Consider the following 15,302-nt stretch of genomic DNA (forward strand, 5'->3'; position numbering starts at 1 on the left):
GCAGAATAAAGCAAAATGGAGAAATTTCAGCTAGTACAACCGTCCAGACTGTTAAGGCCATATGTGAAACAGTATTGGTTTTTGGCGATTGATAACGCGGAACGAAGTTCGCAGCGTTATGTGCCATCTGGTTGTGCTGTGCTTGCGTTCCATCGGGGTGACAAAATCTATTCAACTTTGCATCAGGAGATGCAGCCTCGTTCCAGTTTGTGTGGACAATCTGTTTCGTACACTGATGTTGTTTATTCCGGTAATCTCAATCTGGTTATGGTTGTATTCCAGCCGGTCGCAGCACGGGTTGTATTAGGGATTCCTATGAATAATTTGCGGGATAAGAATGTAGATGTAGAGTTATTGGGAGATGCTTCTTTGATTGAATTGGAGAAATGGATAATGGAAACGGAGGATAATAACCAATGTGTATATCTGATAGAACAATATCTGTTAAAAAAGTTATACGGTTTTACTTCCGAGCGGTTTGCCAGAATGAATGCGGTTGTTCAGTCTATTAATAACGGACAGCAGGACATTACGGAGCTTTCTCAGTCTGCTTGTCTCGGATATAAGCAATTCAAACGGGTATTTGCTGAATATACAGGTTTAAATCCGAAAGAGTTTTTGCAAATAGCACGTTTCCGGAATGCTTTACATTGTTTACATGCTGGTTCGCAAATTCGTTTGAACCAGTTGGCTTATGATTGGGGATATTGTGATAAATCGCATCTGATAAAAGATTTCAAAACCTTTATGGGGTATACTCCAAAGGAATATCTTTCTATTTGTGATTCTTATTCGGAATATCTTTCTTTATTCAATTCTGTTTTTATCAATGGAGAACGGGAAACAAAAAGTAATAGATTATGAAGATATTGATTTATGGTGCCGGAGTAATAGGTTGTACGTATGGCTGGCAATTGGCAGAGGCCGGACACGATGTTACGTTACTTGTCCGGAAGGAACAGAAACAATTGATAGATGAACAAGGCATTCATATTATTTGTCAGGATTTTAGGAGCGGTATAAAGAATACGGTTGATACAGTCTTTCGTCCTCATGTGGTTGACGGACTGGATGCACGGAATGATTTTGAATACATAATTGTGGCAACGAATAAGATACAACTACCGGATGTGTTGCCGGTTTTAGGTGTGTCCGCCGGCAAAGCGCATGTGATGTTCTTTCAGAATAATTGGGATTGCTTTGATGAGATTGCCCGCTTTCTGAAACCTGAACAGTATTTCTTCGGCTTTCCATTCATGGTAGGAGGTGGAAGAGAGGCGAACGAAATACATTGTGTTATTTCGGGAATGAAATATTCCCATACTCCCATCGGGGAGGTGGATGGAGAGATGACTCCCCGTGTGCGGAAAATGGTTCAGGCGCTAGATGAAGCACATCTGAAACCTGTCTTGTCCCGACAGATATTACTTTGGATAATTACTCATTACGCTACTGCTGCCGGATTGACTGCCGGAATATTGAGTGCAGGCGGTGCAGCCAGGTTTGTGAATGACTCCGCTACTATTCGAACTACTATCTGCGCCATTCGTGAGGGTTTTTCTATTTGCTTGAAGCGTGGATATGATGCCAAGGAAGAGAAAGCAAATAAATTGTATCAATTGCCTTTGTTTCTAAGTGTTCCGATTGCCAGGAAGATATATGGCAACGAGGCTTTACAACTTATGTTTGACGGTCATGTGAGTCATTCTCCTGAAGAGGTACGGCAAATGATTGAAGATATAATAGCCTACGGGATAAAATACGATATTGCCACTCCTCATTTAGCCAAATTAAAAGAGATAATATAGGTAATAAGTATTTTGTCTCAGAAAACAAAAAAGCAGCTACTTTAAAAGTAACTGCTTGATTTTCTGTGGTACCACCAGGAATCGAACCGGGGACACAAGGATTTTCAGTCCTTTGCTCTACCAACTGAGCTATGGTACCGTTTGTTTTGTTTTACGGGTGCAAAGGTAGGGAAAATATGATACATTCCAAATGTTTCATGAAAAAAATGTCGAAAAAAATGCATTTGAAGAAATTGAAGGGGTGAATGCAATATTTTTTTGAAAAAAAAACATCGAAAGTGTTTGCGGATTCAAAAATAGTTGTACCTTTGCAGCCGTAATCAAAAACGGGATGTAGCACAGTTGGCTAGCGCGCCACGTTCGGGACGTGGAGGTCGGAAGTTCGAGTCTTCTCATCCCGACTACAAAAAGAGGTAAATCAGAAATGATTTACCTCTTTTTTTGATATCCTTTATACGTACATTATATATAAGGACTTCCGCATCCGGAAATTATCCATTTCAACATTATTTACTTTGACAAGCTGTTCCTGTTCTACGATGAACCCCCGTTTTTCGAAAAAAGGACGGGCGGTAATACTCACTTCTGAAAAGAGGTTGGGTATATGATTGTTGCGTGCAAATTCTTCTGCAAAATCCAATAACAGGGTGGCAATACCTTTACCACAGAATTGGGGTAGTATGAACATACTGTGTAAATATCCTTGGCTATTAAAAGAAGTGAATCCTGTTATCCGGAAAGATTTTGTTTCTTCTGCAACGATAAATTGCAGGCCGCTTGTGAATAATTCCTGCCAACGTTCAGGAGAGGCACGTTGTACCCAGGCTTCGATTTGTTCGGGCGTATAATCTTTTTTACAACTATTTCTTACACTCTGCTCGAAGACGGAGTGAAGTTCCGGAAGATCGCCTGCTTCAGCTTTTCTCAGGCGGACCGGTTTTAACTGCATATGCAGGATTGGATAAGCTTTTCCTTGTCCGTCGATAGCATCCCGCGCTATGACCTCGAATCCTCTGTTCTGGTAAAAATGCAGGGCTTGGGTATTTTGCTCGTTTACATCTACCTTCTGCATCTTCTTTTCCCGTATGGCATATTCAAGCAATGTTTTTCCCAAGCCTTTTCCTTGCTGTGCAGGATGAACAAAAAGCATTTCGATCAGTTCGTCGCTTAATCCCATAAAGGCGGTGATTTGCTCTGTTTTTCTGTCTCTTATAATGTAGAGTTCTACTGCACGGAAATACTCGTTTCTTATCAGAGGTTTGTAATATTGGATATCATCTTCCGTCAGGAAATGATGAGTGCTGCGTACAGATGCTTCCCATAGCTGGATTAGTTCGTCGTAATCTCTTATGGAAGCAGCTTCATACATTGTTTGTTGTTGCTTTTCTTTCATGATTGTCCTGTTTTAGAATTTAAAATCCAGCCTTTTTCTCTATCCGGATGATTTGGCCTGATACCGGATGCCGGAATTCAAGGAACTCCGCATGCAGGTAAAGGCGGTCGGCTCCTTTGCCATATAATTCGTCACCGATAATAGGAGCATTGAGGCCTAGTGGGTGGGAAGCATGTACACGCAACTGGTGCGTCCGTCCTGTAAGCGGATAGAAAGCAATGCGTGTCCGATTCCCGTTGTGGGCAAGAACCTTATATTGGGTGATGGCTGGTTTGCCATGTTCCGTACTCACAATCTGCCGGGGACGATCCATAGGGTCGAGGCAGAGGGGAAGGTCGATGATGCCTTCTTGGGGTATGACTGTTCCGTCAAGCAACGCGGCATAACGCTTTTTTACCATTCGGCTTTTGAACTGTGCCTGTAAGTTCTGATGTACTTCTTTTGTTTTGGCAACCAGTAATATACCGGAGGTTGCCATATCCAAGCGGTGTACTATCATAGGTCCTGTTGCTTCGGGATAACGTGCTTTTAGTCGATGGTAGACAGAGTCTATATCTGCTTTGCCTGGAACAGATAACATTCCGGCAGGTTTGTTAATTGCTACCAGCCAGTTATCTTCGAACAGGATTTCAAGTTCCGTGTCACGATGCAAGTCGTTTAATAGCGGATTTTCTTCTACATTCAATCCTTGCAGCATGTGCTTTAAAATCGGTTCGCATTTCCCTTTGCAAGCCGGATAGAAATATCCATGATGGCGTATTTCTCTTTTAGGCGAATTGCCCCACCAGAACTCTGCCATAGCAACAGGTTTCAGGCCATGGAGGTAGGCATATTGTAATAATTTGGGTGCTGCACATTCTCCGGCTCCGGCAGGAGGAACCTGTTGTGTAGTCTCTTTGAAAATTTCACATAAGTTTTTCGTCTCCCCCTTTCCGTTTAGTATCCGAAACTGCTCGAAAAGTTGTTGCTGGAGAGCGGCTGAGCGGGTTTTGCGTTCTGTTTTCAGCCGCTCTATCGCTTGGTCTAATGTCTCTGCTTCTGATCGTATGGCGGAAATACGTTCATCCCATTGTTTTTTTAGCCGTTTTAATTCAGCCTTTTGAAACTGGCTTTCACGTATCATGTTTGCCAGTTCGTTTTCGTCGGAGGTATGCTTGCGCCTTTCTTCTCGTTTTTGTTGGGCCTCTTTCAGCTCTTCTTTGGCTGTATTGATTGCTTTTTCTGCCTGGTCGATTGTTTCTGCCAGTAGTGTCTTGGTAGCCTGATAGTTTTTATCCGTCTGAGCCTTTTTGATGCGGGCGTTGATAGCAGAAATCTGATCTTCTTCGATCCGGAAGAAACCGTTCGGTTGTTGAAGGTCGTAAATGGGAGGGACGAAATAATCATGTAGATTTTTTCCCGCCAGAATACCGGAAAAAGCGGCCAGATAGCCGGTCTCTCCTGTCTGGGTTTGTACGATCAGGACACCGAACATCTTCCCCTGCTCCAGATCACTTTTCCATTCATCCTTGTTTTGCAGATATTTTTGTACCTCGGCTGCTACCGCTACGCATAAAGGATGAGGTGTGTAATGGAATGGATAAGTAAACTTTTCCGGCAAATGAAAATGCGTAACCGGAAAAGGTAACTGATGGAACTTGTTCATTTCTGGGATCGGCGCAATATTTTATTCGCTTTTTCTTCACTGGAAAGAAAGCTCAGCGACTTAATAATGTCTTCGTAATTCTCGGAATCGACGATATGCGGGGCCACTATTTCCAATACTTCCAGTTTATCATCATCGAAAGTGTAGATGGACATGAGGCGTATGCACTGTTTACAGGTGAAATTTTTATTGGTAACCCCCATTTCAAGAAGTTCCAGCTGGTCGTCTTTAAACGGTTTCTGTTTGACCTTGTTGTATAATTGCTGAAAGTCTTTTTCGTTTATAGCCCTGGATGGTCTTCTGTGGTCATCCGGGCGGGATGGATGGGGATGTTTTCCGTAATCGATATCACCGGGAGGATAAATGGCAACTGGAGGGTTTGCTGGATAATTATCACCGTCGAATGAGTTCATATTGCTCACCCTTTCGTTGATAAAATTGACTATAATGATGGTTGTTTCCGCTGTCAGCGGATTTGTTTTCTTGTATTCCCATTCTTCAACTTGTTCATCGAACCGGCGAAAGTCGGGTTCACCGAGCAGACTGACGACTTCTTTTTTAGCCATCCCTTTTTCAACCTTCATGATAGCACTTTTGCCGGTCATGTAACTTCCGCAACTACAAAAGGATATGGAACTGATGATCAGTGCAAGTGCTATGAATGTTTTTGTTTTCATGATCTTCGAACTTTATATATGTATATTGTTTGTTTGTAGAAAACAAATATATAAAGGAATATCAGATTATGACTACTCTTTAGGGATAAACTTGTTTGGTTTTCGTAATATTCAATATTCCGTCATACATACGATGGAGGCTGATATACCGGCATTTATTCTTCATCTTGAGCAGTACGACACGTTCCGTGTATCCGATTTGATCGAAGAAGGAAGGGAAAGATTTTCCGGCGAGTTCTGCTTCCTTAATTCTTTGCTCGTCCATTTCCATAAATTCCTCATGGCTTTTGGCCTTGCGGGAGAGTTCAAACGCAATGTCGATGTCTGAATAATCTGTTTTTTCAGGATCAATATAACTGCCGAATAAAACGATTTTGGAGACTCTATACAGGTAAAACTCATTACTGTTGATCTCTTCGACCCGTTCCATGAATTCCTTAAACAGTTTATCGGCCTTTTCCTTGTTGAGTGGATTTGTATACCGGGCTACACAAAGGGCTTGACCTTTAATGGTCAGTTGATACTTCCCTTTCTTCTTGGCAGCTTCGATATATCCTTCGGATAATAAGACATCGATAAGCTCTTTCGTTTTCTCTTTGTTGAGGTCGAATTGCTCGCTTATCATCTCCGGGGATATCAGAGCGGGTCTGATGTGGTCAAAATAATCCCTGATTTTCAGGATAGGAATATCGCAGATTGTCTGTTTGCGTGTCAGTCTCATAATGATATAATTTTATGTTGGGGCAAAGGTACAATCTTTTAAAAGAATAATCGTTTAAAGTTGTTGTTTTTCAATGATGGTCATGGGTGTCCTAGTGGTTCCGCCATCAATTGTTATGTTTTCACCGTTAATGAAATCATTTTCTTCCTGACAAAGGAACAGACAGATACGGGTTATATCTTCCGGTTTTCCCATTCGTCCGGAAAAGGGTATGGGGTGGGTTTCCGCGTAGATTGGGTCGTAATCGTCTGCTTGTATCCAACCCGGAATAATGGAGTTAACCGTCGTATGACAAGGTGATAAAGACATGGCAAGTGTCTGTGTTAATGAACATATGCCACTTTTAGATGCGGCGTATGCTTCACTGCTAAGTCTGTTTGTTGGGTAATGAGTGGACGATATGTTGATAATTCGGCCGTACGGATTGGGTGTCGTTTGTGATTGACGGTGAATGGCGAGCAGACGGGAGGTAATAAATGCCGGTCTCAGGTTTGCGGATAAAGTCTGGTCGAAATCTTCCACGCTGGTTTCTGTGAGAGAGGCGAATTTACTGATGCCGGCATTGTTGATGATGATATCCAGGTCGCCCCAATCTTCCAGGATATGGTGCATACAGTTTTCAAGAGCTTCTTTATTGTTGATATCTACGGGATAAAAAGTGGTACCGGTTTTTTCGGCTGTTTCTTTTCCTGATTCTTCATTCCAGTCACAAAAAGCTACACGGTGCCCGGCCATACGGAACGCCTTGACAATTGTTTTTCCGATACCGTCAGCGCCTCCTGTCACGAAAACTCTGCGCATTTTGTGGATTGGAGTTGTTTTTTTCTTGCCGTAGCCGCTCTTTGTAGCGGAAGATTTTTGAGACTGATATTCCTGATATTTTCTTTCCAGATAGTTATCTGCCATGATGTTTAGTTTTTTATGATCTGTCTTTATAATACTTGTTTAGTTGCAATTCCGGATTGGTATTTTTAAGAACTCTATATTGTCAGGCTATTAACCAATTCCTTTATAATTCGTTATATTTTTTGGCACTCCCTTTGGCTTTGTTTACCGGATACTTTTCACCATTTCTTTTCAGTTTGTTCAGTATGATTTCTTTGATGTCCATGTCGTATTTATGGGCGATCAGGAATGCGTAGTTCATGATATCAGCTAATTCTTCTTTTACCTTTTCAATGTTTACTTCTTCCGGCTTTTTCCAAAGGAATGCTTCGTTCAGTTCGGATGCCTCTATCGATAATGCCAAAGCCAGGTCTTTTCCGTTATGGAACTGATCCCAATCCCTATCCTCGGTGAAACGGACTATTTCTTTCATTATTAGCTCTATATCAGAATTGTTTGTAGTCATATGCTGTCTGTTCTAAATTACGAATAACGAAGATATGAAATTGCTGGTAATGTAAATAGAAAGATTGTGATTATTTTATTAAATATGTTTTTACATTTGTAGGTAATAAGAAATAGAAAATATGACAACGAGAGTATACAAGGTTTCTGACTTTTGCGACAGGGTGACTAATAACATTCATGCATTGATTGACGATTTATCTCAGATATCCAGGCATGTGAGTCAGGAAGAAAAAATAGCTTGGAAGCAGTCTTTCCCTGAGGTGGCTTCTGTTTTGTCAATGGCAATGGCGCAAAATAAAGGGCTGGCGGATGCTCATGTTGCATTGGAATACAAACTACCGTCTGTTTCTTTCTGGTGTGATCTGGTGCTGATAGGAAGAAATAAGGAGAATGAAAAGCAGGCAATTATTTTAGAACTGAAGAACTGGCAGGAAAACAGCAAGGATACTCCCGGATGTTTTGAAGGGTTGATGATCCGTCATGGCGCCAGCCAGCAGCATCCTGCGGACCAGGTGAAAGGTTACATTGAATTTTGCAGACATTTTCACTCTGTAGTGTTGGAACAAAATGTGAATGTGGACGGTTGCGTATTTTTCACCCAGAGAATCAATCTTGAACCTTATAAATCTGCTCCGAACGATAAATTGACAGGAGAATATCTGTTATTTGATACAATGTTGAAAGGTGATCTTTGTCATTTTATTTGTGATCGCTTGTCTGTTGGGGATGAAGAATTTGCTAAAACCTTTGTAAAGGGGTATTATAAGCAAGATAAAAAGATTCTTTTGCAGGTTGCCCGTAATTTTGCGGAAAGTACAGCGAAGCCTTTTGTTTTGTTAGGAAAACAGCGGGAAGGATATGCCGAAGTACAACATAAATTATCGGAGACGGTCACTTCCAGGAGTAAACAAGTCATTATAGTACAAGGTCTTCCAGGTTCCGGAAAATCGGCAATGGCTGTGAATTTATGGTTTGATGCGGTCCGGCAATATCATGCTTGTAACAAACCGGATTCAGAAAATAACGTCCTATATGTCACAACATCTTCATCACAAAACGATAATTGGGCACATATTTTTAAGGAGCACGGAAAAAGATATAATGCAGACAAGCTGATAATAAAGGCAAATGCCTTTAATCCCGGACTTAACGGGGCTAAGGTGAAAGAGCGATATCAGAATGAATTTGAACGTCTGGATTCCAGATATATTGTTCACAGATCCGATAACAGTAAGGAACTCAACAGAATGTACTGGAAAGACTATACGGACTATTTGGAAAAAACGGTTGGTATTACATATAAACCTGATCAACATTTTCTGAGTATTGTCGATGAGGCTCATGCCTTGATAGACCCTTCTTCTCCAAGATTTCAAGGTAACAAAATTGCCGGATGGTGTTACCAAATGGGACCTCAGGCTTATCATATAATGAAGGCAAGCTGTATTTCTGTATTTTTTATTGACGGCGATCAATCGTTTCGTGATAATGAATCTACATCGTTGGAAGATCTGGTGAACATCGCAAAGATGGTTAATGCTACGGTTCATTTTATCAGCTTGGAAGGGATACAATTCCGTTGCGGAGGTTCCAAAGAATATGTGGATTGGGTAGAAAGCGTTTTACAAGGGAAAGAGATTGATAATGTGTCTCAATGGATAGAGGAAATACCGATGACTGTTTTTGATTATCCCAGTGATATGGAGCATGCGTTGCGTAACAAAATTAGTCAGACAACGATGGATGCTCGTATTGTCTCTTCCTATTCACGTAAATGGATAAGTAAGAATATACCGGATATGCATGCTGTATTTCCTGAATCGTGCGATTTTGTTCTTCCGGACCGAGAGAACAGAACTTTTTATAAGTATTGGAATGATCACACATCTTATACTAATTATATTTTGGGAAGGGGAGATGCGATGCAGGGCGATCCGTTATCGGAAGTCGGGTGTCCTTATGTGGTTCGTGGTTTCGATTATGAATATATCGGTGTTCTCTGGTTGGAAGATTTGGTGTGGAGAAACGGGAAGTGGATGTTGGACCTGAACTATATAGAAGAAACAGCCATTGCCTCTACTAAAAAATCAGTGAAATCCAAAATAGGCAAAAAGCGTTCTTTAATTGCGCTGACTCCGGATTCGGAGGCGTTGTTTAGAAGGGTAACAGGGACATACCGAATTTTATTGACCCGGGCAACTAAAGGAAATTTTCTTTATATCAAAGATAAAGAGACACGTGAACATATCAAACAACTGATCGGACAAAAATAAACCACCATGAATAGTTTTTATGCCGCTTCTTCTGAGAATTTTTTTCAGGATGTAAAGCAGGGTCGCTTTCAGCAATTGATGATTGAAAATGCATCCCGTCAAAATATAAATGTAGGTGAGGCAGAGCAACGTTCCTATAAAGCAAGTGGTCAAAAAATAAAGGAATTGTTGAAGGCCGGCAGGATAAAAGACGTATATCTCGTCTTTGAATTGATGGTCCCTTATTCCGGGTGTCGGATAGATTGTATGATATTCGGGTGTGATTCGGAGGATGGTAAAAATGTCATGCACATTGAATTAAAGCAATGGAGCGAAGATGGTATATTTCCTGCATCCAGTGCCGGAAATTTTGTGGAGGCGTATACCGGAGGAAAAATACAAACAGCTGCGCATCCTTCGCAACAGGTGAAAGGTTATCATGGATATCTGAAGGCGTTTGTGGAGGCGGTAAGTACGGATAGTTTGAATTTACAGGGGTGTGCTTATTGCTTTAATTATATAAGGAAAGACGATGACGGAGTTTTGTTTAATCCGAAGTTTGATGTATTGCAGGAAGAGTTCAGGACTTATGCTGCCAACGAAAAGGATGAACTGGCAGGTTTATTGCATACTCTTTTTTCGCATGGAAGCGGAGAAGCCGTGTTTAATGAGTTTTGTTTCAGTCCGCTGTACCCTTCGGTCAATTTATTGGAAAACATAAGTGATATATTGACTTTAAATGATAAATTGTCATTAATAGGGAAGCAGATCGAAGCTCGTAATGATATATTAGCATATTTGCGTAATAGTGACAGGTACGGGAAGAATGTTGTGATAGTCAACGGAGGACCAGGAACAGGGAAAACGGTCATTGCTTTGAAAGTATTGGCAGAACTGTCGGCGAAAGGTAGATATCGTGTAATGTTTGCTACAAAGTCGAAACCTTTGCTGGAAGCTATAAAGTGTATGGTCGGGAGGCAGGAGGCCAATTTATTGTTTCATAATTTGAATGACTTTATACCGGCTCGCTGTATGGAAAATGGAGTCGATGTGTTGCTGGTGGATGAGGCCCACCGGATAGAGTTGAGCCCGAACAATAAGTATACGAAAAAGGATCATTGGACTGAGTTGTCTCAGATTGAGACTCTTATTCGTGCAGCTCGCTCCTGTGTGTTTTTCATTGATGATCGTCAGGCTATTCGTCATTCAGAGATAGGGAAAACGGGTTTGATAACGTCTTGTGCACAAACCAATCACTGTAAAATTGAAAATATAGTTTTGGAATCCCAGTTCCGTTGTAACGGTTCGGATAATTATTTGAATTGGTTGGAGGATGTGTTATATCCCCGGACGGCTTCCTGTTCATTTTCCGCAGAAGAGTATGATTTTAGGATATTTGATGATCCAGCTGAATTATATCGGGCTATTAGGGAGAAGAATAGTGAACCGGGTATGAAGGCTCGTTTGACGGCTGGGTTTTGTTGGGAGTGGTCTGATCCGAAAAAGACAGGTTTGGTCATTAATAATGATATTAAAATAGGTACATTTCACATGCCATGGGAAACCCATATGTCTGTAACGGATCGAAGACATCTTCCCGAAGGTTATTGCTTTTGGTATGAATGGGCTTATTCTCCTTATGGCATTAAGCAGGTGGGATGTATTTATACGGCCCAGGGTTTTGATTTTGATTATATAGGTGTTATTGTTGGTAATGATCTGAAATATAATGCCTCTGCGGATTCTTTGGATACAGAAATAACCGCCACCTATGATCCTGTATTGAAAAAAGACAGGAAGAATTTCGATACATATGTTCGTAATATTTACCGGGTATTAATGTCAAGAGGGATGAAAGGGTGTTATATTTATTGTGTGGATAAGGAAGTAGCTGATTATTTTAGGAGACGATTAATGTTGAAGGATTGATACTGTGAGTAGAAGTAGAAAACGAACTTTGGCTGCTATCCGTTTTCATTAAAAAACGGTTTACTTTGTTTTTATTCGGTTGCTTCCCGATATAATTCATCGTATTTCTGTACAGTGAGATTATCCAAATCACTGAGAGTCAGTCCAAGCTCAGAAAGATAAAAGCGAAAATAAAAGTTGCCAACCATAATAGATTTTCCTATACAATTGTAATAAATGAGTTTTTTATTCACTCCCTGTATTAATGCTGCTTGAGTGATAGACGCTATAACAGCCACGTATTCACCTTTTTTATTGAATACAATTACTGCTCTTTTTGATTTATTATCCGGTTGACTCATGCTATGTTTTTTTAGTGATTAATATAAATTGCCGACACTAAGTTAATAAAATAAATTATATATATAGTATTTGATTTGTAACTTGTTTGTTTATAGCTTGTTATGGCTGTAAACGGTAACCATGAAGATGCTGTTTTTCGGAAAATGAGATTTTGAAATATTATAAGACAGGCATAAAAAACTTTTACCTTTGAAGTGAAATAATTAATGTAAAAGCAAAATGAAAACAGTGAAAATGAAAAGTGAAAGCAGTCGCTCCTGGTTTGAAAGACAACATATTCTTTCAATGGAAAAATATATTTCTAAAGAACAATATCAAGGAAAAGACATGTCGGAAATAATTGAAGAAGTTAATGAAAATCTTTACAGGGGACAATTTCTTGGAATAGAGCATTCATATTCAAAAGCCTTAGAAATATTTTTTAAAGAGAAAGTTCAGGATAGCAGGGATATTATATTTTGGTGGAATGAGACTTTTTTTCATCTGAATCTTTTGCCGGGAACACGTGCGGGCAAAAGAGATGAAAATGATGGATCTATTCTTTTTATGATTGAAAAGATATCTTTTACCCAGGAACCTCTTTTTACATATGTCCTATTACAATTGGAACCTAATCTTCAATTGGATATAATTGATACTTATGAGCGGTATACGGCTAAGGATATCAGGTTTAAAATTTATAGTCGTTCTAAATTTAAGATTGATGGTACTGTAGAACGGGTACCGTGTAGCAATACATGCGAAGCTATTAATGAATGTTTGCAACTAAAACGTATTCCGGAAGTAACTTATCGTTTTCGCTTGTCTGATTCAAAGGAGAAAATGGATTTTAAAGGAGAAGGTGTTGATTATCGGGATTTATCTTTTGTAAAAAAATATCCGCATCTGTTCAATGATGATAAACTACCATATAAAGACTTGTTGCATTATATTGGTTATTTAGCGCCTGCTTGTCGGGATGCTTTTTTATTACAGTGTGCCGGTTTTTTTATGAAGGAGATTATGGATATTCAATATCGTGAAGGATTTCTGAAAAACATGAAAATTAGTACAGTTCATAGCCGGACTATCGTTGCAAGGAGAAAGTTAGAAAATATTTTATTGAGAGAGGGATTATTGGGTGGATGCGATTGAGGAATTAAAAGCAGACAAAGGTTTAGGACAGTAATCTTAGGGGGATTGTGGAGCACGAAACTGCCAGAAAGCTACGGCAGCCGCAGCGGCTACGTTGAGTGAATCGACACCGGGCGACATAGGGATACGGACTACGTAGTCGGCTTCAGCAATTGTTTCCGGTGGAAGTCCGTCTCCCTCGGTACCCATCACGATAGCCAGCTGGGGTTCGGTTACCAGGACCGGATCATCAATGGAAATAGAGTTGTCCGTGAGCGCCATGGCTACAGTACGAAATCCCAATTTGCCCAAGTCACTGAGAGAACCATCCATCCAAGTCCATGGCACAAGAAAGACTGTTCCCATCGATACTCTGACCGCACGGCGGTTCAACGGGTCACAAGAGTTACGCGTCAGTAATACGGCATCGATTCCAAAGGCAGCTGCCGAACGGAAAATGGCACCGATATTGGTTGTATCAACAACTCCGTCGATAACGACGATGCGTCGGGCTTCCCGGCATACCTCTTCCATGCTGCGTATCGCAGGGCGACGCATGGCACAAAGAACACCTCGTGTCAGAACATAGCCGGTCAATGTAGCAAGTAGTTCTCTGCTACCCGTATAGACAGGCAGATTACCACAACGTTCAATGATCTCGGAAGCATCCCCTGTGATATGTTTATGCTCACACAAAATGGCTAAAGGTTCAAAGCCTGCGTCCAAAGCTCTTGTGATAACCTTTGGACTTTCTACGATGAAAATTCCCTTATCAGGCTCGATACGATTGCGCAATTGAGCTTCGGTGAGGGTACAGAACATTTCAACACCGGGATGAGATAAAGAGGATATTTCGATAACAGGCATATTCTTATTTATAACTTTCGGTTAGACATACAATCGTTTTATTCATATAACAGGTCGTTTTAACAGGCATTAAACAAGTCTTTAATAAATAGCGACTTTGATGACGCCGTCCAGTTTGTTTTCGAAAACACGATATGCCTCCTCTATCTCGTTCAACGGAAAGTGGTGGGTGATAAGAGGAGTGGTATCTATCTTACCTTCCTCAATCAGTCTGAGAATCTCTGCACAGTCACAGCCGTCTACTCCACCTGTTTTGAAAATCAAATTCTTACCATACATATCAGGTAAAGGGAAAAGCAGAGGTTTGTCGTAAAGAGCCACAATAGTGACTATCGCATTGGGACGAGCGCACTCCCACGCCATCCGGAAGCTATCTTCAGTTCCCGCCACTTCCAGAACAACATCAGCTCCGCCGTGATCACTGTTTTTGAGTACAAACTCTTTGCAGTTATCAGGTGTCGTTATCCGTACCTCGGGATAATGTTCACGGACAAACTGAATCCTCTCGGGAGACTTTTCACAGACAATGATACGCTTCGGATTCTTCAGCATCGAGCAGAGCAAAGTGCAAATACCGGTAGGACCGGCACCAATGATGAGGACAGTGTCTTTCTCTGTAATCTCTGAGATACGAGTTGCCCAGAAACCAGTGGCAAGTACATCACCGACAAACAGAGCCTGTTCATCACTGACCGTATCGGGGATACGATTCAGCCCTTGATCGGCATAGGGTACTCTGACATATTTCGCCTGTCCGCCGTCGATACGGCAACCTAAGGCCCAACCACCGTTGGGATCGGTACAGTTATTGACATATCCGTGGTGACAAAAGAAACACTCCCCGCAGAAAGTCTCGACATTCACAGTCACTCTGTCGCCGGGTCTGACTGATGTGACATCAGTTCCCACTTCCTCCACGACACCTACCATCTCATGTCCGATTGTTGTTCCGGGTACTGCACGCGGTACACTACCGTGCTTGATATGCAGGTCGCTGGTGCAGATGCTGCCAAGAGTCACACGTACGATTGCATCCCGTGTATCCGTAATTTTTGGTTCCGGTTTGTCTCGTAATTCAAATTTACCTTGTTCAATATATGTGTATGCAAGCATAATAATCTCTTTGTTAATTAATCGATTCTATCTACCGCAAAGATAGTTATTTCATCAACTGCAATCATGTGTTTCGAATGCCTTAATAA

The 15,302-nt window shown here is 41.0% G+C and carries 14 protein-coding genes and 2 tRNA genes; 6 read left to right on the forward strand and 10 right to left on the reverse strand.

The genetic code is table 11. The features are described from left to right. Window positions 1-15 precede the first annotated feature (15 nt). Both HMPREF1535_RS22770 and HMPREF1535_RS22775 read left to right on the forward strand, forming a co-directional pair. Complete coding sequence (locus tag HMPREF1535_RS22770; protein WP_046147718.1) at window positions 16-864, forward strand: AraC family transcriptional regulator; 849 nt, start codon at window positions 16-18, stop codon at window positions 862-864. Next, window positions 861-1,808, forward strand: coding sequence for a ketopantoate reductase family protein (locus HMPREF1535_RS22775; protein ID WP_046147719.1), 948 nt, complete (start codon window positions 861-863; stop codon window positions 1,806-1,808). The genes HMPREF1535_RS22770 and HMPREF1535_RS22775 overlap by 4 nt, the downstream gene beginning before the upstream one ends. A gap of 66 nt (window positions 1,809-1,874) precedes the next feature. On the opposite strand, the gene HMPREF1535_RS22780 is transcribed toward HMPREF1535_RS22775, so the two are convergent. Next, window positions 1,875-1,947, reverse strand: a tRNA-Phe gene (locus tag HMPREF1535_RS22780). A gap of 188 nt (window positions 1,948-2,135) precedes the next feature. Between HMPREF1535_RS22780 and HMPREF1535_RS22785 the strand changes: the two genes are divergently transcribed. After that, window positions 2,136-2,209 (forward strand) — tRNA-Pro (locus tag HMPREF1535_RS22785). A 50-nt stretch (window positions 2,210-2,259) separates the two neighbouring features. Here the strand turns inward: HMPREF1535_RS22785 and HMPREF1535_RS25575 are convergent. The 6 genes from HMPREF1535_RS25575 to HMPREF1535_RS22815 form a co-directional block, all read right to left on the reverse strand. Then, complete coding sequence (locus tag HMPREF1535_RS25575) at window positions 2,260-3,201, reverse strand: GNAT family N-acetyltransferase (RefSeq protein WP_087880744.1); 942 nt, start codon at window positions 3,199-3,201, stop codon at window positions 2,260-2,262. 19 nt (window positions 3,202-3,220) lie between these two features. Continuing rightward, window positions 3,221-4,846 (reverse strand): RluA family pseudouridine synthase, encoded by a 1,626-nt coding sequence (locus HMPREF1535_RS22795; RefSeq protein WP_046147720.1) that lies wholly within the window; start codon window positions 4,844-4,846, stop codon window positions 3,221-3,223. Then, a complete protein-coding gene (locus HMPREF1535_RS22800) occupies window positions 4,843-5,523 on the reverse strand; it encodes a DUF4476 domain-containing protein (protein ID WP_046147721.1) in 681 nt (226 codons plus the stop codon). The genes HMPREF1535_RS22795 and HMPREF1535_RS22800 overlap by 4 nt, the downstream gene beginning before the upstream one ends. Before the next feature lie 79 nt (window positions 5,524-5,602). Next, on the reverse strand, window positions 5,603-6,244 hold the full coding sequence (locus HMPREF1535_RS22805) for a nucleotidyltransferase domain-containing protein (protein WP_046147722.1): 642 nt from the start codon (window positions 6,242-6,244) through the stop codon (window positions 5,603-5,605). A gap of 54 nt (window positions 6,245-6,298) precedes the next feature. Next, window positions 6,299-7,150, reverse strand: coding sequence for an SDR family NAD(P)-dependent oxidoreductase (locus tag HMPREF1535_RS22810; protein ID WP_046147723.1), 852 nt, complete (start codon window positions 7,148-7,150; stop codon window positions 6,299-6,301). A 103-nt stretch (window positions 7,151-7,253) separates the two neighbouring features. Beyond that, on the reverse strand, window positions 7,254-7,595 hold the full coding sequence (locus HMPREF1535_RS22815) for a nucleotide pyrophosphohydrolase (protein WP_007654043.1): 342 nt from the start codon (window positions 7,593-7,595) through the stop codon (window positions 7,254-7,256). Between the two features lie 121 nt (window positions 7,596-7,716). Between HMPREF1535_RS22815 and HMPREF1535_RS22820 the strand changes: the two genes are divergently transcribed. After that, entirely contained in the window at window positions 7,717-9,870 is a 2,154-nt protein-coding gene (locus HMPREF1535_RS22820) for a DNA/RNA helicase domain-containing protein (protein WP_046147724.1), read from the forward strand. Between the two features lie 6 nt (window positions 9,871-9,876). After that, complete coding sequence (locus tag HMPREF1535_RS22825) at window positions 9,877-11,778, forward strand: DUF2075 domain-containing protein (RefSeq protein ID WP_046147725.1); 1,902 nt, start codon at window positions 9,877-9,879, stop codon at window positions 11,776-11,778. A gap of 71 nt (window positions 11,779-11,849) precedes the next feature. Here HMPREF1535_RS22825 and HMPREF1535_RS22830 read toward each other — a convergent pair whose 3' ends face one another. Beyond that, complete coding sequence (locus tag HMPREF1535_RS22830; protein WP_007654037.1) at window positions 11,850-12,119, reverse strand: hypothetical protein; 270 nt, start codon at window positions 12,117-12,119, stop codon at window positions 11,850-11,852. Window positions 12,120-12,339: 220 nt separating this feature from the next. Here HMPREF1535_RS22830 and HMPREF1535_RS22835 point away from each other — a divergent pair, with 220 nt between their 5' ends. After that, window positions 12,340-13,254 (forward strand): hypothetical protein, encoded by a 915-nt coding sequence (locus tag HMPREF1535_RS22835; RefSeq protein WP_046147726.1) that lies wholly within the window; start codon window positions 12,340-12,342, stop codon window positions 13,252-13,254. Window positions 13,255-13,290: 36 nt separating this feature from the next. Here the strand turns inward: HMPREF1535_RS22835 and HMPREF1535_RS22840 are convergent, their stop codons facing one another. After that, the gene (locus HMPREF1535_RS22840; protein WP_046147727.1) at window positions 13,291-14,100 is read right to left on the reverse strand and encodes a TrmH family RNA methyltransferase; all 810 of its coding nucleotides are present in this window, start codon (window positions 14,098-14,100) and stop codon (window positions 13,291-13,293) included. An 81-nt stretch (window positions 14,101-14,181) separates the two neighbouring features. Beyond that, window positions 14,182-15,213, reverse strand: a complete 1,032-nt coding sequence (locus HMPREF1535_RS22845) for an alcohol dehydrogenase (RefSeq protein WP_046147728.1) — start codon at window positions 15,211-15,213, stop codon at window positions 14,182-14,184. Window positions 15,214-15,302 lie beyond the last annotated feature (89 nt).

The sequence above is a fragment of the Parabacteroides goldsteinii DSM 19448 = WAL 12034 genome, from assembly GCF_000969835.1.
In the GTDB taxonomy this organism is placed as follows: domain Bacteria; phylum Bacteroidota; class Bacteroidia; order Bacteroidales; family Tannerellaceae; genus Parabacteroides; species Parabacteroides goldsteinii.

Bases quoted from the DNA above. Each gene is read 5' to 3' on its own strand.
- HMPREF1535_RS25575 (WP_087880744.1), bottom strand. From the start codon at position 3,201: ATGAAAGAAAAGCAACAACAAACAATGTATGAAGCTGCTTCCATAAGA.
- HMPREF1535_RS22795 (WP_046147720.1), bottom strand. From the start codon at position 4,846: ATGAACAAGTTCCATCAGTTACCTTTTCCGGTTACGCATTTTCATTTG.
- HMPREF1535_RS22820 (WP_046147724.1), top strand. From the start codon at position 7,717: ATGACAACGAGAGTATACAAGGTTTCTGACTTTTGCGACAGGGTGACT.
- HMPREF1535_RS22770 (WP_046147718.1), top strand. From the start codon at position 16: ATGGAGAAATTTCAGCTAGTACAACCGTCCAGACTGTTAAGGCCATAT.
- HMPREF1535_RS22835 (WP_046147726.1), top strand. From the start codon at position 12,340: ATGAAAACAGTGAAAATGAAAAGTGAAAGCAGTCGCTCCTGGTTTGAA.
- HMPREF1535_RS22825 (WP_046147725.1), top strand. From the start codon at position 9,877: ATGAATAGTTTTTATGCCGCTTCTTCTGAGAATTTTTTTCAGGATGTA.
- HMPREF1535_RS22845 (WP_046147728.1), bottom strand. From the start codon at position 15,213: ATGCTTGCATACACATATATTGAACAAGGTAAATTTGAATTACGAGAC.
- HMPREF1535_RS22830 (WP_007654037.1), bottom strand. From the start codon at position 12,119: ATGAGTCAACCGGATAATAAATCAAAAAGAGCAGTAATTGTATTCAAT.
- HMPREF1535_RS22800 (WP_046147721.1), bottom strand. From the start codon at position 5,523: ATGAAAACAAAAACATTCATAGCACTTGCACTGATCATCAGTTCCATA.
- HMPREF1535_RS22815 (WP_007654043.1), bottom strand. From the start codon at position 7,595: ATGACTACAAACAATTCTGATATAGAGCTAATAATGAAAGAAATAGTC.
- HMPREF1535_RS22805 (WP_046147722.1), bottom strand. From the start codon at position 6,244: ATGAGACTGACACGCAAACAGACAATCTGCGATATTCCTATCCTGAAA.
- HMPREF1535_RS22810 (WP_046147723.1), bottom strand. From the start codon at position 7,150: ATGGCAGATAACTATCTGGAAAGAAAATATCAGGAATATCAGTCTCAA.
- HMPREF1535_RS22775 (WP_046147719.1), top strand. From the start codon at position 861: ATGAAGATATTGATTTATGGTGCCGGAGTAATAGGTTGTACGTATGGC.
- HMPREF1535_RS22840 (WP_046147727.1), bottom strand. From the start codon at position 14,100: ATGCCTGTTATCGAAATATCCTCTTTATCTCATCCCGGTGTTGAAATG.